19 protein-coding genes are annotated in these 17,798 nt (G+C 62.6%); 17 read left to right on the top strand and 2 right to left on the bottom strand.

Translation table 11 applies throughout. The features are described 5' to 3' along the window. Positions 1-41: 41 nt before the first annotated feature. The 17 genes from fabD (at position 42) to nagZ (ending at position 16,204) form a co-directional block, all read left to right on the top strand. Positions 42-992 (top strand): ACP S-malonyltransferase, encoded by a 951-nt coding sequence (fabD, locus tag KF871_RS04340; protein ID WP_291138772.1) that lies wholly within the window; start codon positions 42-44, stop codon positions 990-992. Positions 993-1,004: 12 nt separating this feature from the next. After that, positions 1,005-1,766 (top strand): 3-oxoacyl-ACP reductase FabG, encoded by a 762-nt coding sequence (gene fabG, locus KF871_RS04335; protein WP_291138770.1) that lies wholly within the window; start codon positions 1,005-1,007, stop codon positions 1,764-1,766. An 83-nt stretch (positions 1,767-1,849) separates the two neighbouring features. After that, complete coding sequence (acpP, locus tag KF871_RS04330) at positions 1,850-2,089, top strand: acyl carrier protein (RefSeq protein ID WP_251709905.1); 240 nt, start codon at positions 1,850-1,852, stop codon at positions 2,087-2,089. Positions 2,090-2,097: 8 nt separating this feature from the next. Further along, a complete protein-coding gene (gene fabF, locus KF871_RS04325) occupies positions 2,098-3,342 on the top strand; it encodes a beta-ketoacyl-ACP synthase II (RefSeq protein ID WP_291138767.1) in 1,245 nt (414 codons plus the stop codon). A gap of 509 nt (positions 3,343-3,851) precedes the next feature. Next, positions 3,852-4,493: an RNA polymerase sigma factor RpoE gene (gene rpoE, locus KF871_RS04320; RefSeq protein ID WP_291138765.1), complete on the top strand. Its 642-nt coding sequence runs from the start codon at positions 3,852-3,854 to the stop codon at positions 4,491-4,493. Between the two features lie 25 nt (positions 4,494-4,518). Then, on the top strand, positions 4,519-5,169 hold the full coding sequence (locus KF871_RS04315; RefSeq protein ID WP_291138763.1) for a sigma-E factor negative regulatory protein: 651 nt from the start codon (positions 4,519-4,521) through the stop codon (positions 5,167-5,169). Between the two features lie 73 nt (positions 5,170-5,242). After that, positions 5,243-6,232, top strand: coding sequence for a MucB/RseB C-terminal domain-containing protein (locus tag KF871_RS04310; protein ID WP_291138761.1), 990 nt, complete (start codon positions 5,243-5,245; stop codon positions 6,230-6,232). Positions 6,233-6,326: 94 nt separating this feature from the next. After that, the gene (locus tag KF871_RS04305; protein WP_291139228.1) at positions 6,327-7,799 is read left to right on the top strand and encodes a DegQ family serine endoprotease; all 1,473 of its coding nucleotides are present in this window, start codon (positions 6,327-6,329) and stop codon (positions 7,797-7,799) included. Positions 7,800-8,317: 518 nt separating this feature from the next. Beyond that, the gene (gene lepA / locus KF871_RS04300; protein WP_291139226.1) at positions 8,318-10,126 is read left to right on the top strand and encodes a translation elongation factor 4; all 1,809 of its coding nucleotides are present in this window, start codon (positions 8,318-8,320) and stop codon (positions 10,124-10,126) included. An 11-nt stretch (positions 10,127-10,137) separates the two neighbouring features. Continuing rightward, complete coding sequence (lepB, locus tag KF871_RS04295) at positions 10,138-11,103, top strand: signal peptidase I (RefSeq protein WP_291138759.1); 966 nt, start codon at positions 10,138-10,140, stop codon at positions 11,101-11,103. Positions 11,104-11,128: 25 nt separating this feature from the next. Then, positions 11,129-11,476 carry a DUF4845 domain-containing protein gene (locus tag KF871_RS04290; protein WP_291138757.1) on the top strand — a complete coding sequence of 116 codons (348 nt, stop codon included), beginning with the start codon at positions 11,129-11,131 and terminating at the stop codon, positions 11,474-11,476. Positions 11,477-11,495: 19 nt separating this feature from the next. Further along, positions 11,496-12,179, top strand: coding sequence for a ribonuclease III (gene rnc, locus KF871_RS04285; protein WP_291138755.1), 684 nt, complete (start codon positions 11,496-11,498; stop codon positions 12,177-12,179). Beyond that, positions 12,169-13,182 (top strand): GTPase Era, encoded by a 1,014-nt coding sequence (era, locus tag KF871_RS04280; RefSeq protein ID WP_291138753.1) that lies wholly within the window; start codon positions 12,169-12,171, stop codon positions 13,180-13,182. Before rnc ends, era begins: the two co-directional genes overlap by 11 nt. After that, a complete protein-coding gene (gene recO, locus KF871_RS04275; RefSeq protein ID WP_291138751.1) occupies positions 13,179-13,964 on the top strand; it encodes a DNA repair protein RecO in 786 nt (261 codons plus the stop codon). Before era ends, recO begins: the two co-directional genes overlap by 4 nt. Before the next feature lies 1 nt (position 13,965). Further along, positions 13,966-14,718 (top strand): pyridoxine 5'-phosphate synthase, encoded by a 753-nt coding sequence (locus KF871_RS04270; protein WP_291138749.1) that lies wholly within the window; start codon positions 13,966-13,968, stop codon positions 14,716-14,718. Further along, on the top strand, positions 14,715-15,128 hold the full coding sequence (gene acpS, locus KF871_RS04265) for a holo-ACP synthase (protein WP_291138747.1): 414 nt from the start codon (positions 14,715-14,717) through the stop codon (positions 15,126-15,128). The genes KF871_RS04270 and acpS overlap by 4 nt, the downstream gene beginning before the upstream one ends. Continuing rightward, positions 15,125-16,204 carry a beta-N-acetylhexosaminidase gene (gene nagZ, locus KF871_RS04260; RefSeq protein ID WP_291138745.1) on the top strand — a complete coding sequence of 360 codons (1,080 nt, stop codon included), beginning with the start codon at positions 15,125-15,127 and terminating at the stop codon, positions 16,202-16,204. Before acpS ends, nagZ begins: the two co-directional genes overlap by 4 nt. A gap of 4 nt (positions 16,205-16,208) precedes the next feature. Here the strand turns inward: nagZ and KF871_RS04255 are convergent, their stop codons facing one another. Both KF871_RS04255 and accD read right to left on the bottom strand, forming a co-directional pair. Continuing rightward, positions 16,209-16,898 (bottom strand): LON peptidase substrate-binding domain-containing protein, encoded by a 690-nt coding sequence (locus KF871_RS04255; protein WP_291138743.1) that lies wholly within the window; start codon positions 16,896-16,898, stop codon positions 16,209-16,211. Continuing rightward, entirely contained in the window at positions 16,895-17,773 is an 879-nt protein-coding gene (gene accD / locus KF871_RS04250; RefSeq protein WP_291138741.1) for an acetyl-CoA carboxylase, carboxyltransferase subunit beta, read from the bottom strand. The genes KF871_RS04255 and accD overlap by 4 nt, the downstream gene beginning before the upstream one ends. Positions 17,774-17,798 lie beyond the last annotated feature (25 nt).

Below are 17,798 nucleotides of genomic sequence, written 5' to 3'. Positions count from 1 at the left end.
TCGACAGTGCCACCAACGACAACAAGAGAGACATCGTATTCATGAAATCGTTTGCGTTTGTGTTCCCGGGGCAAGGCTCCCAATCGGTGGGCATGCTTGACGCGTGGGGCGACCATCCCGCAGTGGTACAGACCCTCGAAGAAGCCTCCGATGCATTGGGCGAAGACGTCGGGCGACTCATTCATGAAGGCCCCAAAGAGGCGCTGGCTCTGACCACCAATACCCAGCCAGTCATGCTCGTGGCCGGTGTGGCCTGCTGGCGCGTCTGGCTTGCCGAAGGTGGTGCCCTGCCTTCGGTGGTGGCTGGCCATTCGCTGGGTGAGTACACCGCCTTGGTGGCCGCGAATTCGCTGACCTTGGCGCAGGCGGCGCCCTTGGTTCGTTTTCGGGCGGCGGCCATGCAGGAGGCGGTTCCTGTAGGGTCTGGCGCCATGGCTGCGATCCTTGGGCTGGATGCGGACAAGGTGAGGTCCGTTTGCGAAGAGGTCCAAACCGGCTTTGCGGCAGGTGCCGGCGAAGTTGTCGAAGCGGTCAACTACAACGACCCGCTGCAAACCGTGATCGCTGGCAGCAAACTGGCGGTGGAGCGCGCCTGCGAAGCGCTCAAGGCCGCTGGTGCTCGACGCGCCCTGCCGCTGCCGGTATCCGCGCCGTTTCACTCCAGCCTGATGAAACCTGCTGCCGAACGTCTGCGCGATGAATTGGCGAAGGTCGACATCAAGGCGCCTTCGATTGCGTTGATCAACAACATCGACGTCGCCATTGAATCCGATGCAATGCGCATCCGTGACGCGTTGTACAGGCAGGCATTCGGACCGGTACGCTGGGTCGAGAGCGTCAAGGCCATGCGTGCTCGGGGCATTGAAGTTGTGATTGAGTGTGGCCCAGGCAGGGTGCTCGCTGGCATGACCCGTCGCATTGAGCACGATCTGCACGGTACGGCGCTGCATGACGCTGGTACGCTGGATGAGACCCGGGCCTTGCTGGCTTGACGAGAGGCACACATGTCAGAGATCAAATTCGCGGGCCAGGTGGCCTTGGTGACGGGGGCATCTCGCGGTATCGGTGCCGCCATTGCGCACGACTTGGTTCAGCAGGGACTGACTGTGATCGGCACCGCAACCTCTGCAGAGGGCGCTGCGCGCCTTGATGCGGCCCTCAAGGGCATCGATGGTGCTGCACCGGGCACCAAAGGCGTGGTACTTGATGTCAACGACGCGGGCGCTTGTGATGCACTCATCGATGACATCGTGAAGACCCAGGGCGCTTTGCAGGTGCTGGTGAACAATGCCGGCATCACGCGCGACATGCTGGCCATGCGGCTCAAGGATGCGGACTGGGATGCGGTCCTCGATACGAACCTCAAGGCGGTTTTTCGCCTCTGTCGCGCAGTCATGCGTCCCATGATGAAGCAACGCTACGGTCGCATCATCAACATCACCAGTGTGGTTGGTGCATCCGGCAACGCCGGGCAGGCCAACTATGCTGCGGCCAAAGCCGGGGTGGCGGGCATGAGCCGCGCACTGGCGCGAGAGCTGGGCAGTCGCCAGATCACGGTCAATTGCATCGCGCCTGGCTTTATCGAGACAGATATGACCGCATCGCTGCCCGATGAACAGCAGAAAGCCCTGCTGAGCCAGATTCCCCTGGGGCACCTCGGCAAGCCGGCAGACATTGCGCATGCAGTGAGCTTTCTGGCCAGCCCGCGCGGTGGGTACATCACTGGGCAGGAGCTCCATGTCAACGGCGGAATGTTCATGGCCTGAGTGCCGATGAACGTCTTGGGGAACCCACCCCATCCCCCGGCTAAAATGCCGGGCTTGCAATCCAACCACCCTTTGAGGGACCTATGAGCGATATCGAAGCACGCGTCAAGAAGATCATTGCCGAACAACTCGGCGTGGAAGAAGGCCAAGTCACCAACGAAAAGGCCTTCGTTGCCGACTTGGGCGCGGATTCGCTGGACACGGTGGAACTCGTGATGGCCCTCGAAGACGAGTTCGGCATCGAAATCCCTGACGAAGAAGCCGAGAAGATCACCACGGTGCAGAACGCCATCGACTACGCGGTCAAGCACCAGAAGGCTTGAACAAACCCATGAGCCGACGTCGCGTTGTCGTGACCGGCCTGGGATGCATCAGCCCCGTGGGCAACACGGTGGCTGACGCCTGGGCCAACCTGATTGCCGGTCGCACCGGCATCGCCACGATCACCAAGTTCGATGCATCGAACATGGCCTGCCGCATTGCCGGCGAGGTCAAGGGGTTCGATCTCGAGTCCTATCTGAGCACCAAAGAGGCGCGCACGATGGACACCTTTATCCATTACGGCATCGCTGCCGCGCATCAGGCCGTCAAAGACGCCGGATTGCCAACGGGCGATGCACTGGATGAGGAGCTGGCGACGCGCATCGGCTGCATCATTGGCTCGGGCATCGGCGGCTTGCCGTTGATCGAAGAAACCCACTCCGATCTGGTCAATCGCGGCCCGCGGCGTATTTCACCGTTTTTTGTACCTGCGTCGATCATCAACATGATCTCGGGGCATGTGTCGATGCGGTTCGGCTTCAAAGGGCCCAACCTCGCCGTGGTCACCGCCTGCACCACGGGCCTGCACAGCATTGGTGAAGGTGCTCGCAAGATCGAGTACGGTGATGCCGACATCATCGTGGCTGGTGGTTCCGAGGCCACCGTCTCCCCGCTCGGCATCGGCGGGTTTGCCGCCATGCGTGCGCTGTCGACCCGCAACGATGACCCAGGCGCCGCCTCGCGTCCCTGGGACAAGGACCGCGACGGATTTGTGCTTGGCGAAGGGGCGGGCGTGATGGTGCTCGAGGAGTACGAGCACGCCAAAGCCCGCGGCGCAAAGATCTATGCCGAAGTGGCTGGCTATGGCATGAGTGCCGATGCCGGACATATGACCGCACCCAACATGGATGGCCCCCGTCGCGCCATGCTCAATTCGCTGCGCAATGCGGGCGTCAATGCAGACGAGGTGGACTACCTCAACGCGCACGGCACGTCGACGCCGCTTGGCGACGTCAACGAGAGCAACGCCATCAAGGCTGCGCTGGGCGAGCGCGCGAAGTCGATGGTGGTCAGCTCGACAAAGTCCATGACCGGCCACTTGCTGGGTGGTGCCGGCGGTATCGAGAGCGTGTTTACCGTTCTGGCGCTTCACCACCAGAAAGTTCCTCCCACGATCAATCTGGACAACCAGGATCCCGAGTGTGATCTGGACTACTGCGCCAACGAAGCCCGCGATCTCAAGATCAATGTGGCGCTGAAGAACAACTTCGGCTTTGGCGGCACCAACGGCACGTTGGTGTTCAAACGCATCTGATCGACTGCCCTGGCAAGCATGAACAGTGCTCCATCGGTGAGCTACCCGGTGGGGCAGTGCGCGCTTCAATGGCGCCTCGGCGCCGGTCTTTTCGCCTGTCTTGTTTGCGTGGGCCTGCTGGCTTGGCCTCGCATGCAGGGCGCGTGGCTGCCTGCCTGGTGGCTTGGCGTTGTGGTCTGGAGCGCGCTGGCTTGGCGCGGCGGCAAAGCGTCCCATCAAGGATCGCTGGTGTATTCCGCAGCGGCTGCGTCAACGGTCGCTGGTCTGGATAGCGGGTGGGTTTGGCGAGGGGGTGACAATGAGCGTGCCATTCCCTTGCGCTTCGCGCCGACGGCCGTGATTGATTTGCGGAGCCACTTGCTTGTCAGCTTGCGAGGTTCGTCCGGCGCTCCCCGCTGGGTGTGGGTGAGCGCTGAGTCGGCTCCACAGGATTGGCTGCCGTTGCGTCGCGCCATCCGGGGCGCACTCCGGTCTGGGGCGGATGAGCGTTCCGGTATAGTGCCGCGCGCATGAGTCAGGAAGACCACACCGCTCCGCCGCCGCCGGACAGCGACGCCATGCTGGTGCAGCGTACCCTGGCCGGTGAGCAGCGCGCCTTCGATTTGCTGGTCATCAAGTACCAGCGGCGGGTTGAGCGTTTGATTGCGCGAATGGTTCGCGATACCGATCTGGTACAGGACATTGCCCAGGAAACGTTCATTCGGGCCTATCGGGCGTTGGGCCAGTTTCGCGGGGACGCCCAGTTCTACACCTGGCTCTACCGAATCGCGGTGAATACCGCCAAAAAGCAACTGCTGGAGCTGAAAAGAGACCCTTTGGTCTATCAGTCTCAGCTGAAATCGTCCGACGACGATGAAACTTCCGCCCCCGAGCGCGAACTAAACCCCCACGTTGCCGACGCCGAGACGCCCGAGGCGGTGTTGGCCAGCAAGGAAATCGCCGCGACGGTCAACGCCGCGATGGAAGCCCTGCCGGAAGAGTTGCGCATGGCCATCACCTTGCGTGAAATCGAGGGCCTGAGTTACGAAGAAATCGCCACCGCACTTGAATGTCCCATCGGTACCGTGCGTTCCCGGATATTCCGGGCGCGCGAAGCCATTTCATCGCGCATCAAACCCTTGCTGGACAAGCAGTCTGGCAAGCGCTGGTGATGCTGTGGTTGTATAGGTCGCTGCCATGAACACGTTGCATCCTTCCGTACCCGTCATGCCCAGAGCCGAGCAGCTGTCTGCGCTGTGCGACGGCTTTCTGGACGAAGCCATGCTTGCGCAGTTGCTGGCGTCGATGGATGACGATCCTGGTTTGCACGCGCAGTGGCAGAACTATCACTTGATTGGCGATGTATTGCGCGGTCAATACGTTGCGCCTGGCGGGCGACAGAGTGCCGGTGAGTTTCTGGATGCCGTTCGCGCGCAACTGGCGAGGCCACAAGTCGCTGAAAGTCCCCAGGTGCCGATGCATCAGGATGTGCAAGTGCAGGCCGCCAACGATCCTGTGTTTCGCTGGAAGCTTGTTTCAGGGGTGGCCAGCGTGGTGGCGATCGCGGCCATTGGTTGGAACGTATTGTCGATTGCGCCCACAGGCGCCCCGGGGCCGACCCAGCTGGCCCAAGGCGGTGCTCCAGTGTCAACTGTCGAATCGCCGGTGATTCCGGTCGCCCAACGCACGCCGCAACCTGTGCTGGTGGCGACCCCGCAGGGCAAGGTGATTCGCGATGCGGCGCTGGAACGGTTGCTGGCTGAACACCGTCAACACGGTGCCATGTCGGCCTTCCAGTCCTCCACCGGTTTTGTTCGAAACGCGACCTACGATGCAGATGCTCGCTGACGCTCGATGCCTTCTCTCGCGCGTTGGCTCGCGCCGTCAGCCTGCGCGTTGGGGGCTTGGCAGGAGCCGACATGTGCGTCTCCTTGGGGCGGGCCTGCTGATCAGTGCTGCGGCCGGACTGGGCGGCGCAGGGTGGGCGCAAGAACCGTCGGTGCCTGCCCGCAGCGTGACCGACTGGTTGTCGCGCATGCACGAGGCTTCCCGCTACCGCGCCTATGTGGGCACGCTCGTGGTCACGGCAGGCCCTGCCATGTCGGCCGCCAAAATCTGGCATGTCTGCGATGGCAAACAGCAAATGGAGCGTGTCGATACCCTCACTGGCGCTCCGCGTACCACTATCCGGCGCAACAACGAGGTGATCACGTTCGAGCCGGATGCCCGGCAGGCGATCGTCGAGACGCGCGAGTCGTTGGGCTTGTTTCCCGACCTGTTGCGCACGCCTCAGAACGTGATCGCCCAGCATTACGGTGCCAAGGCGCTGGGGGTGCAGCGGGTGGCGGGCCATTTGGCCGACATGGTCGAGATTCAACCCAAGGATGAGCTTCGTTTTGGCTACCGGGTCTGGTCGGAGCAAAAAACCGGGTTGGTGGTCAAGCTGCAAACCCTGGGCGAGGGTGGGCGGGTGATCGAGCAGGTCGCGTTCTCCGAACTGCAGCTGGACGCGCCAGTCAGCATGGAAAAGCTGACGCGCCTGATGAAGGACACCCGTGGCTATGAGGTGGTCAAACCGACACTGCGCAAGACCACTGCCCAGGCGCAAGGCTGGCGCCTGAAGGAGCCCGTACCTGGTTTCGAATCCATGAGTTGTCATACCCGGGCGGTTGATGGTGCGGAAGTGCCAGGCCAGGCGCCGATGCAATGGGTGTTCTCGGACGGTCTGGCCTCGGTGTCGCTGTTTGTTGAACCGTTTGATCCGTCGCGTCATGGCGAGGAGGGGGGCACTGCATTTGGCGCCACCCATTCGGTGAGTCGCCGTGTTGGCGACCACTGGGTCACTGCGGTGGGTGAAGTTCCTGCAGCAACCCTTCAACGTTTTGCCTTGTCTCTCGAGCGCACGCCCTGAGAACTCTGACTGCCGGGTGCGGTCACCCCAGGTGGTCTGGATTTCCAGTTCAAGAACAGTACGGCGTGCCACCCAAGTTGATAGGAAGTCATTGATGTCCAAGTCAGTCACTCAATCCCTCGCCTCTGTCGCCATTGCTCTGGGTATTTCCGCTGGCAGCGTTGTGTTGCTTCCAATGAGCGCACTGGGCCAGACACCTGCGGCGGCCAGTGTGCGGGGCCTGCCAGACTTCACGGATCTGGTGGACCTCGTCGGTCCGTCGGTGGTGAACATCCGCACGCTGGAGCGAGCTGGCGCCTCGGCGCAAAGCGGCGGTCCCGATGAAGAAATGCTGGATTTCTTCCGTCGGTTCGGGATTCCCATCCCTCCGGGCGCCACGCCTCGAACCCCCCGTCAGACGCCTGACGAAGAACCGCGCCCGCGAGGCGTTGGCTCGGGGTTCGTGCTCAGTGCCGACGGCTACATCATGACGAACGCTCATGTGGTCGATGGCGCAGACGAACTGGTCGTGACGCTTGCGGACAAACGCGAGTTCAAGGCCCGCGTGATCGGGGCTGACAAGCGCACCGATGTTGCCGTGGTCAAGATCGATGCGAACGGCCTGTCGCCGGTCAAAACCGGCGACGTAAGTCGCCTGCGCGTGGGCGAGTGGGTGATGGCCATCGGATCGCCGTTTGGCCTCGAAAACACCGTCACTGCGGGCATCGTGAGTGCCAAGCAGCGAGACACCGGCGACTACCTGCCGTTCATTCAGACGGATGTCGCGATCAACCCGGGCAACTCTGGCGGTCCGCTGATCAACATGCGCGGTGAGGTGGTGGGTATCAACAGCCAGATCTACTCTCGCTCAGGCGGGTTCCAAGGTATCTCCTTTGCCATCCCGATCGACGAGGCTGTTCGCGTCTCGGATGAACTGCGCGCAAACGGCAAGGTCACGCGTGGGCGGATCGGTGTGCGCATTGACCAGGTGAGCAAGGATGTGGCTGAGTCATTGGGGCTGGGCCAGCCCAAGGGCGCTTTGGTGCGGGGCGTCGAACCCGAATCGCCCGCTGCGAAGGCCGGTGTGGAGCCTGGCGACATCATCCTCAAGTTCGATGGTCGCACCATCGACAAATCCGTGGATCTGCCCCGCCTGGTTGGCAACACCAAACCCGGAACGCGCAGCACGCTCACTGTATTGCGCCGAGGCAGCCAGCGCGACTTGAACATCGTGGTCGCCGAACTGGTGCCCGAGCAACCCGAAGCCCGTGCAGAAGCACCGTCGCCAGTTCCTGCGCCGGCCGGCGGCGCAGTGCAGGCCATGGGTCTTACGTTGGCCGAACTCAGTGCGGCAGAGGCCAAGGCGCTGAGCCTTCGTGGCGGTGTACGGGTCATGGGCGCGGTTGGGCCGTCTGCTCGCGCTGGCGTGCGAGAGGGCGACATCATCATGGCTGTGGGCAATACCGAGGTTTCATCCGCGCGCGACGTCGAAGCGGCATTGGCCAAGAGTGACAAGTCCCGCTCCATCACCTTGTTGCTTCGGCGAGGCGAGTGGGCCCAGTACGCGGTGGTGCGCCCGGCGCGCTAGACCGAACCGGGCGCTTCCGTCACGAAAACCCCCGTTGGCTGATAGGGCATCGGTGCCGTCTGTCGTCGGTCGCCGATTCGCGACACAGGTCTCCTGGAGGGGCGTGGCCTGTTGATTGTTTCGAAGTTAGTGGTTACGGACTTTTTTGTCTGGAGTCTTGACCAGATTCGCTAAAATGCGGCGCCTTGATGATCGATTGCCTGCATCTTTGACCCTCGTAGTTCACGATATGGAAGATGAAATGAGCGGTCGTTATGGCGTCCACAGGCGGTTCACAGGAAGTCCACCGACTTTGTGAGCAAGTTGTGAATAACTTGCCTTGTTGCGGCCCGGCGACAAGGCATTTGGTGGGTCGGGCGGCTGTGCGGACGGGGCTTTTTGCCTACAATGAAACTCCAACTATCGCAGTTGCCATTGATTGTTGGTTACGGGCGCGTCAGCAGCTGACGCGCCCTTTTTTATGCTCTCTCAAGCGAGTAGTCCGTGTGCTCAGTACGCACGATGCGTCGCTCCTTTCGATGAATCACATCCGCAACTTTTCGATCATTGCGCACATCGATCATGGCAAGTCCACGCTGGCCGATCGCATCATTTCGCGCTGCGGAGGTCTGTCAGACCGAGAGATGAGTGAGCAGGTGCTTGACTCGATGGATATCGAGAAGGAGCGCGGCATCACCATCAAGGCCCAGACAGCTGCACTCAGGTACACCGCCCGCGACGGCAAGGTCTACAACCTGAACCTGATCGATACGCCGGGGCACGTTGACTTCAGCTACGAGGTGAGTCGCTCGCTTTCGGCATGTGAGGGTGCGCTGCTAGTGGTGGACGCGAGCCAGGGGGTGGAAGCCCAGACGGTGGCGAACTGCTACACCGCCTTGGACCTCGGCGTCGAGGTGCTCCCGGTGCTCAACAAGATGGATCTGCCGAACGCCGATCCAGAGAACGCGAAGCGTGAGATCGAAGACGTCATCGGCATCGACGCGGCAGAGGCGATTCCGTGTTCGGCCAAGACGGGTATGGGTGTCGAAGACATCCTGGAGGCCGTTGTGGCCAGAGTGCCGTCTCCCCGCGGCGCTGCTGAAGCGCCACTTCGAGCCATGATCATCGACAGTTGGTACGACGCCTATGTGGGCGTCGTGATGCTGGTGCGAGTGGTCGACGGGCGCCTGGGCAAGGGTGAGCGCATCAAAATGATGGCCACCAACGCGGTCTACAACGCCGACAACCTGGGTGTGTTCACGCCCGCGAACGAGGCGCGCGACAGTCTTCAGGCCGGCGAAGTGGGCTACATCATCGCGGGCATCAAAGAGCTGACGGCCGCCAAGGTTGGCGACACCATCACGCTCGAGAAAAAGTTGCCCAACAACGCTGGACCGGCGACCACTGCCCTCCCGGGTTTCAAGGAGGTTCAGCCCCAGGTCTTTGCGGGTTTGTATCCCACAGAGGCCAACCAGTACGACGCTTTGCGCGACGCGCTTGAGAAATTGAAACTCAACGATGCCTCGCTGCACTATGAGCCCGAGGTGTCGCAGGCGTTGGGCTTTGGCTTTCGTTGTGGCTTCCTGGGCTTGCTGCACATGGAAATCGTGCAGGAGCGCCTGGAGCGTGAATTCGACCAAGACCTGATCACCACGGCACCGAGCGTGGTCTACGAAGTGGTCAAGGGTGACGGGGAGGTACTCAAAGTCGAGAACCCTTCGAAAATGCCCGACGTGGGCCGCATCGAGGAGATTCGCGAGCCCATCGTCACCGTGCACCTGTACATGCCGCAGGACTACGTGGGCCCGGTCATGACGCTGTGCAACCAGAAGCGCGGGGTACAGCTCAACATGGCCTACCACGGCAAGCAGGTCATGCTGACCTACGACCTGCCGCTTGGCGAGATCGTGCTGGACTTCTTTGACAAGCTCAAATCGGTCAGCCGTGGCTACGCGTCCATGGACTACGAGTTCAAGGAGTACCGTAAGTCCGACGTGGTCAAAGTCGATATCTTGCTCAACGGCGAGAAAGTGGACGCGCTGTCGATCATCGTGCACCGCAGCCAGGCGCAATACCGCGGCAGGGCGGTGGCCGCCAAGATGCGCGAGATCATCAGTCGCCAGATGTTCGATGTGGCGATTCAGGCGGCCATCGGTGGCAACGTGATCGCGCGAGAAACCATCAAGGCTTTGCGCAAGAACGTGCTGGCAAAATGCTACGGGGGAGACATCACCCGCAAACGCAAGCTCCTCGAGAAGCAAAAGGCAGGCAAGAAGCGCATGAAACAGATCGGCTCCGTCGAAGTTCCCCAGGAAGCGTTCCTGGCCATTCTCCAGGTGCAAGACTGATGCAAGCCGCCATGAGTGCGATCACCGGGGCCATACTGGCCGCGTTTCTGGCATACGGGCTCGGTTGGTACACAGGCTACGTCGAGGGCAACTTTGCGCTGCTGTTGCTGCTGGCCACCGCAGTGACGGGCGCCTATTGGGTGGCCGAGCGCCTGTACTTTCTGCCCCAGCGTCGGCGCGCCGCAGATCGCCTGTTGGCCGAACATGATCAGCGCAAGGCAGCGCTGGAGAAGCAAGGCTTCAGCCAGATCGAAGGCGACATCGATAACGCCCGCCAGAAAATCCTGGCGCAGCCTTGGTGGCTGGACTGGACGGCCGGATTGTTCCCGGTGATATGCGCCGTCTTCTTGCTGCGCTCATTCCTGTTCGAGCCTTTCAAGATTCCCTCGGGCTCGATGATTCCCACCCTGAGGATCGGCGACCTCATCCTGGTGAACAAATTCCACTACGGCATTCGACTGCCGGTTGTGAACACCAAGGTCTGGGACAACCATGCGCTCGAACGCGGTGACGTCGTGGTGTTTCGCTACCCGCCTCAGCCCAGCCTCGACTACATCAAGCGGGTGGTGGGCTTGCCAGGCGACGAGGTGGCCTACCTCAACAAGCAACTGACGATCAATGGGCAACCGGTTCCGAGGGCGGCTCAACCGGAGTTCTTTGACAAGGACTCGATGCGCTATTCGCAGCAGTGGCAGGAGCAGTTGGGGAGCAAGACTTACCACACGCTCACCGACGGGGACCGTCCGGCCTTTGTTCCGGGCGCGTCGCAGTTCCCCTTTGTTGACAATTGCAGGTACAGCGTGGAGGGTGTCGTCTGCAAGGTGCCGCAGGGCCACTACTTCATGATGGGCGACAATCGCGACAATTCGCTTGATTCTAGGTATTGGGGCTTTGTGCCCGAGGCGAATATCGTCGGCAAAGCGTTCTTTGTTTGGATGAATTTCGGCGATCTGGGCCGGATTGGCTCGTTCCAGTGATCAAGCGCGTATCTGGAGAACATGAATGAAGCTCAAGCGGCAACAGCAGGGTTTGACGTTCGTAGGCCTCGTTATCGTCGGCGTTCTGCTGGCGCTGGCCGGTCTGGTCGCTGCGCAGGTGTTTCCCACCTACATCGAGTACCTGGCGGTGCAGAAGGCGGTCGACAAGGCGGCGCAAGGATCCACGGTCGCCGAGGTGCGCTCGATTTTCGACAAGGCGGCCACCATCGATGACATCACCACCATCACCGGCAAGGATCTCACCGTTGGCAAGGAAGGTGACCGGGTGGTCGTGTCGTACGACTACGTGCGCGAGATCCACTTGACTGGCCCGGCGTGGCTGGTGATGAAGTACAAGGGTCGCTCGCAGTGAGCGGGCCGCACTGGCCACATTGAACCCTGAACTTGTTGCGCTGCAGAGCCGCCTGCAGCACCGATTTGCCAGCCCTCGATTGCTTGAGCGCGCGTTGACGCACCGCAGCTTCGGCGCGGACCACAACGAGCGCCTTGAGTTTTTGGGTGACTCGGTGCTCAATCTGGCGGTGTCGAGTCTGCTGTACGAACGCTTGGACAACATGCCCGAAGGGGACTTGTCACGCGTTCGTGCCCACCTGGTCAAGCAAGACACCCTGTTCGACATCGCGCAAGGCCTGGGTTTGTCGCCCTGTTTGCGCCTGGGCGATGGCGAGAAGCGCTCTGGCGGGCACAAGCGCCCATCCATACTCGCCGATGCATTGGAAGCGGTCATCGGTGCGGTCTACCTGGACGGTGGCTTTGAACCTGCATCGCAATTGGTGCGGCGCCTTTACGCCGACGTCGAACTCAATGCGCAGATGCGTTCATTGGGCAAGGACCCCAAGACCGAGTTGCAGGAGTGGCTGCAAGCGCGCAAGATGAAGTTGCCTGTGTACCGCGTGGTCGCGACCCTGGGGGAAGCGCACAAGCAGACGTTCGACGTTGAATGTCTGGTTCAGGAATCGGGGCACGCGGAGCGCGGCATCGGTGCGTCGCGGCGGGCAGGAGAGCAGGCGGCGGCCGCCGCCATGCTGCAGCATTTCGCCACCCATGGCGCGTGAGGATCACATGGCGCAGGACCCATCTTCTCAACCTGCCGACGCCAATCTGGAGGCCATGCTCGCGCGAGCGCTGGGCAAGGACGAGGCCGGCGCGCCTGCGGCATCCAACGCCACGGATGCCAGCGCGCAGCGGTGTGGCTATGTCGCAATCGTCGGCAAGCCGAATGTGGGCAAGTCCACCTTGCTCAATGCGCTGGTCGGTCAGAAGGTCAGCATCACTTCGCGCAAGGCGCAGACCACACGCCATCGAATCACCGGTATTCGCACGGTTGGGGCGGCACAGTTTATTTTTGTCGACACGCCTGGGTTTCAGACCCGGCACGGCAACGCCCTCAACCGCTCCTTGAACAAGACGGTTCTGGGGGCGGTGAGCGATGTGGATCTGATTCTGTTTGTGGTCGAAGCGGGCCACTTCAACCTGGCCGACGCCAAAGTGCTCTCGCTGCTGCCCCCCAATGTGCCGGTCATTTTGTTGGCCAACAAGCTGGACCAGGTGCATCGCCGCGGCGAACTCGCACCTTGGTTGCGCGGCATGCAGGAGCGCCACCCCTTTGCCGAGTACGTGCCCATGTCGGCCAAGGCAGCCAAGGACATCGAGCGGCTGTTTGCCATCTGCGAGCGCTACCTGCCCCAGCAACCTTGGATTCATTCAGCAGAGGAACTGACCGATCGCAGCGAGCGGTTCATGGCCGCCGAGATGGTGCGCGAGAAGCTGTTTCGCCTCACGGGTGATGAGCTGCCCTACACCTCCACGGTGGTTATCGACCGGTTCGAGGAAGAGGGGCAGTTGCGACGCATCGCGGCGACCATCGTGGTCGAGCGCGATGGGCACAAGGGCATGGTCATCGGTGACAAGGGCGAAAAGCTCAAGCGCATCGGGACCGAAGCGCGCGTGGAGCTGGAGAAGCTCTGGGGTGGCAAGGTGTTCCTTGAGCTTTGGGTCAAGGTCCGTTCAGGCTGGGCGGACGACGACGCCCGGGTGCGCTCCTTCGGGTACGAGTGAGCACACGCCGCGTCGTCGACGAGCCAGCCTTCGTGCTGCACCGTTACGACTGGAGCGAGTCCAGCCTGGTGCTCGAGGTGCTGACGCGGCACCACGGCCGTGTGGCGGTGGTGGCCAAAGGTGTCAAACGCCCGACGTCACAATTTCGGGCACTGCTGCTGCCGATGCAGCCCTTGCAGATTGCCTGGGGCGGAGACGCAGAGGTTCGCACGCTCAAGTCGGCGCAATGGATGGGCGGGCATGTCATGCCCACCGGCGACGCCCTGTTGGCAGGTGCGTATCTGAACGAGCTCCTGATGCGACTGCTGGCCCGTGACGATCCGCACCCTCGCCTGTATGACCATTACACGCTGGCTGTGCAACTGCTGGCCGAGCAACCCGAAACACAGTCGCTGGTGGTGAGGGCCTTCGAGTTGCTGTTGCTCAAGGATGCCGGCTTGTTGCCCGATCTGGCCAGCGAGGGCCACACGCTGGCGACACTGGACCCCGCTCACGGCTACGTTCTCCTTCCCGATGCAGGCTTGCGCAAGGCGCACGACGACGATCACCACGTGGTGGCCGGCGCGCGGTGGCAAGGGTTGCAAAGTGCCGTCGACCAGGCGGCACCCTTCGTGCCGACCATGCGCGCCTGCGCCGACCTCGCGCCCACCCTGCGTATCCCGCTTCGCAATCTGCTGCACTACCATGCGGGCGTACATACCTTTCGCACCCGCCAGTTGTTGCACGACATGCAGGCCCTGAGTCGTCGTCGACAGGGCCCAACTTCATCTTCCCAGGCTTGACATGTCATCCGTTCGCACCGCCTTGTCGGTCAACCTCAACAAGGTCGCGCTGGTGCGCAACACCCGCCACCTTGGCATTCCTTCCGTCACCCGTGCAGCGAGCCTGTGCCTGGGCGCCGGTGCCGCAGGCGTCACGGTGCATCCCCGGCCCGATGAGCGCCATATCCGCGCGCAGGATGTGCACGACCTGGCCGCCTTGCTCAAGGACTGGCCGGCTTGCGAATACAACATCGAAGGCAACCCGTTTCACAACCTGATGGATTTCATCCGCCAGGTACGGCCGCACCAGGCGACCTTCGTGCCCGATGCCGAAGGGCAGTTCACCAGTGACCACGGATGGCAGTTTCCCGACGATGCCTTGCGCCTGCGCCCTCTGATTGCCGAGTGCCGCGATCTGGGCGTGCGCGTGAGTCTGTTCATGGACGCCGACGCCGATCAGATGGCGGCCGCACGGGATGTCGGGGCCGACAGGGTGGAGCTCTACACGGAGCCCTATGCCGCTGCCTTCGGCACTGCGCAGGAAGGTCAGCAATTGCAGCGGTTTGCTGCTGCGGCGCGTGCGGCCAAGAGGGCCGGTCTGGCGGTCAATGCCGGGCATGACCTCAACCGCGACAACCTCACGCCGTTTCTGCGCGCGGTCGCAGGCGTCAGCGAGGTATCGATCGGCCATGCCCTGATCGCCGACGCGCTTGAAATGGGCTACGAGCGGACCATTCGCGCCTACAACCGCTGCATTGATCTGGCGTTCACATGATCTACGGCATCGGCACCGACATCTGTGATGTGAGGCGGGTGGCCGCCGTGCTCCAGCGCCAAGGCGATCGCTTTGCGCGCAAGGTGTTGAGCGACGCTGAGCTTGAAATCTGGGTCCGTCGCCAGGGCCGTTGGCCCGAGCGTGGTCTTCGTTACCTGGCCACGCGGTTCTCTGCCAAAGAGGCGTTCTCCAAAGCAATCGGACTGGGCATGCGCATGCCCATGACCTGGCGCCGCTGCGAAATCGCCAACCTCGCAAGCGGGCAACCCGTGATCGTTCTTCACGACGAACTGAAAGTCTGGTTTGAAGCGCGCGGCCTGAGCGCCCACGTGACGGTTACCGACGAGACCGACTACGCCGCGAGCTTCGTCGTGGTGGAGCAAGTCCCCCCAACCAAGGCGACACCATGACCATTCACGCTCCGCTCATCATCGACGTTGCCGGCGAATCGCTGAGCGAGGCGGATCGACAGCGCCTTGCGCACCCGGTGGTGGGCGGGGTCATACTGTTTGGCCGAAATTGGCGTGACAGGCTGCAGCTCAGTGCCCTGTGCGCGGAGATCAAGTCCGTGCGTGGCGATCTGTTGATTGCGGTCGATCACGAGGGTGGCCGGGTCCAGCGGTTTCGCAGTGGCGGGTTCACGCACCTGCCGGCGATGGCTGCCTTGGGTGCCCTTTGGGCGGACGGGTCTCCGGACGGCTCCGGCGCGCTGCGTGCGATGGACGCCGCCACAGCGGCGGGCTACGTACTGGGTGCCGAGTTGCGGGCCTGCGGCATTGACCTCAGCTTCACGCCCGTGCTCGACTTGGACCATGGCGGCAGCTCGGTGATCGGTGACAGGGCATTTGCCCGCGATCCGCGGGTGGTGGCCATGTTGGCCCAGGCACTCATGCACGGCCTGCGCCAGAGCGGCATGGCCAATTGCGGCAAGCACTTTCCGGGGCATGGTTTTGTGCGCGGCGACACGCACGTCGAGATTCCGCGTGATCCTCGAACGCTGAGCGCCATCCTGGCCGAAGACGCTCGACCTTACGAATGGTTGAGCGCGAGCCTGTCGGCGGTGATGCCCGCGCACGTGATCTACCCCAAGGTCGATCGGCGCCCGGCCGGCTTCTCATCGCGCTGGTTGCAGGACGTGTTGCGGCGCCGGTTGGGATTCACGGGTGCGGTGTTCAGCGATGACCTGGGCATGGCAGCGGCGCGTCAGATCGAAGGCCATTCCGTTGCGTTCGGCGAGGCGGCCCTGGCCGCGCTGACGGCCGGTTGCGACATGGTGCTGTTGTGCAACCAGAGCGTGGTTGATGAGGGTGCACCCATCGACGATGCCATTGAGGCGCTCTCGCGCGCCGCTGTTCACGGCGAATGGCGGCCATCTCTGGCCAGCGAGGAGCGTCGCCTTGGCTTGCTGCCGGCGTCTGCCGGGCCGGATTGGGATGCCTTGATGGTGCAGGCGCGCTACATGCACGCGCTGACTTTGCTGCCCTGAATCGTCAGGGTTCAGCGCGGTCCAGTCCGAGTTTTTCCAGCAGGTCTGCTACCAACTCCAGCCGCAGAAGGGGGTTGTCGAGCGCCATCAAGCGCTGCTTCAAGTCGGTTGGCGCGGGCAGCAATTCTGCCCAGCGGTTCGCCACCCACCCGGCGTCGTCCCACCGATAGGGCGGCTGAATGGGCAACTGCTCGGTGGCGCCCGCCTGGCGCTCCGTCAGGTTGGCCAATACGCGCTTGAGCCCTTCGACCGTGGAAAGCAGGTCCGGCGGCGGCGCAACCGCCGCGTCTGCGGCAAGCAAGTCCACATCGGCCACCCACAGGCCGTGTGGCAACTGGCTGCGGCGCGTGACCTGAAAGCGTTGCATGCCACGACAACGAATCATCATCAGGCCGGGCTGGGGTCGTTCAAGTGCTTCGATCTGCGCCAACACGCCCACCGGATGAAAAACCTCCTTGGCGAAGCCGTCGCCGCCAGGTGGCGCATTCGGATCGACGCGCCGTACCTCGATGCCCTGGCTCAGGCAGACCACCCCGAAAGGTGCGCCCGCCTTGTGGCAGCGGCCGATCATGTCGAGGTAGCGCACTTCGAAAATGCGCAGCGGCAGCCAGCCGCCCGGAAACAGAACGGTCTGCAGCGGGAACAGTGGCAGCTGCGTCAGCTTGAGCGTGTCGGCAGCGGAGGCGTTGCTCAATCGTTCACCACCGCGTCGGCGCTCTGGCGTTGCAGCATGGCCAGGATGCTGGCCACCTGCCCACGCAGCTCACGACGGTCGCAGATGAAGTCGACCGCACCCTTGGTCTGCAGGAATTCGGCGCGCTGGAAGCCTTCGGGAAGCTTCACGCGCACAGTGTTCTCAATCACCCGCGGGCCGGCAAAGCCGATCAGCGCCTTGGGCTCGGCAATCACCACATCGCCCACGAACGCAAACCCGGCACTCACGCCGCCCATTGTGGGGTCGGTCAGCACGCTGATGTAGGGCAGGCCTTTCTTGGCCAGGCGCGTGAGGGCCGCGTTGGTCTTGGCCATCTGCATCAGCGACAGCAGGCCTTCCTGCATGCGCGCACCGCCGGTCGCGGTGAAGCACACGAAGGGCACCTTTTGCGAGATGGCCTCTTCGACGCCTCGCACAAAGCGCTCGCCGACCACCGAACCCATCGAGCCGCCCATGAAGTCGAACTCGAAGCAGGCGGCCACCAGGCTCATGCCTTTGACGGCGCCGCCCATGACGATGAGCGCGTCGGTTTCGCCGGTAGTCTCAAGCGCCTCTTTCAGGCGCTCGGGGTACTTGCGGCTGTCCTTGAACTTCAGGGCGTCGACGGGCAGCACTTCTTGCGCGACCTCATAGCGACCCTCCGCGTCCAGAAACGCGTCCAGGCGCGCACGCGCACCGATGCGGTGGTGGTGCGCGCAGTGCGGGCAGACGTTCTGGTTCTTTTCGAGGTCGTTCTTGTAGAGAACGGCTTCGCAACTAGGGCACTTCACCCACAGGCCCTCGGGCACGCTGCGGCGCTCGGTGGGGTCGGTCGGGGAGATCTTGGGGGGGAGGAGCTTTTCCAGCCAGGACATTCGGTTCTCCGGGGGTGTACGGGCG

Origin of the sequence: Hydrogenophaga sp., assembly GCF_019635465.1 — a bacterium.
GTDB lineage: Bacteria > Pseudomonadota > Gammaproteobacteria > Burkholderiales > Burkholderiaceae_C > Hydrogenophaga.
The sequence above is the reverse complement of the archived record's forward strand: the minus strand, read 5'-3'. Positions and strand labels throughout refer to the sequence as shown.

Coding starts and splice junctions, on each gene's coding strand:
- fabD (WP_291138772.1), top strand. CDS start 42: ATGAAATCGTTTGCGTTTGTGTTCCCGGGGCAAGGCTCCCAATCGGTG.
- fabG (WP_291138770.1), top strand. CDS start 1,005: ATGTCAGAGATCAAATTCGCGGGCCAGGTGGCCTTGGTGACGGGGGCA.
- acpP (WP_251709905.1), top strand. CDS start 1,850: ATGAGCGATATCGAAGCACGCGTCAAGAAGATCATTGCCGAACAACTC.
- fabF (WP_291138767.1), top strand. CDS start 2,098: ATGAGCCGACGTCGCGTTGTCGTGACCGGCCTGGGATGCATCAGCCCC.
- rpoE (WP_291138765.1), top strand. CDS start 3,852: ATGAGTCAGGAAGACCACACCGCTCCGCCGCCGCCGGACAGCGACGCC.
- KF871_RS04315 (WP_291138763.1), top strand. CDS start 4,519: ATGAACACGTTGCATCCTTCCGTACCCGTCATGCCCAGAGCCGAGCAG.
- KF871_RS04305 (WP_291139228.1), top strand. CDS start 6,327: ATGTCCAAGTCAGTCACTCAATCCCTCGCCTCTGTCGCCATTGCTCTG.
- lepA (WP_291139226.1), top strand. CDS start 8,318: ATGAATCACATCCGCAACTTTTCGATCATTGCGCACATCGATCATGGC.
- lepB (WP_291138759.1), top strand. CDS start 10,138: ATGAGTGCGATCACCGGGGCCATACTGGCCGCGTTTCTGGCATACGGG.
- KF871_RS04290 (WP_291138757.1), top strand. CDS start 11,129: ATGAAGCTCAAGCGGCAACAGCAGGGTTTGACGTTCGTAGGCCTCGTT.
- era (WP_291138753.1), top strand. CDS start 12,169: ATGGCGCGTGAGGATCACATGGCGCAGGACCCATCTTCTCAACCTGCC.
- KF871_RS04270 (WP_291138749.1), top strand. CDS start 13,966: ATGTCATCCGTTCGCACCGCCTTGTCGGTCAACCTCAACAAGGTCGCG.
- acpS (WP_291138747.1), top strand. CDS start 14,715: ATGATCTACGGCATCGGCACCGACATCTGTGATGTGAGGCGGGTGGCC.
- nagZ (WP_291138745.1), top strand. CDS start 15,125: ATGACCATTCACGCTCCGCTCATCATCGACGTTGCCGGCGAATCGCTG.
- accD (WP_291138741.1), bottom strand. CDS start 17,773: ATGTCCTGGCTGGAAAAGCTCCTCCCCCCCAAGATCTCCCCGACCGAC.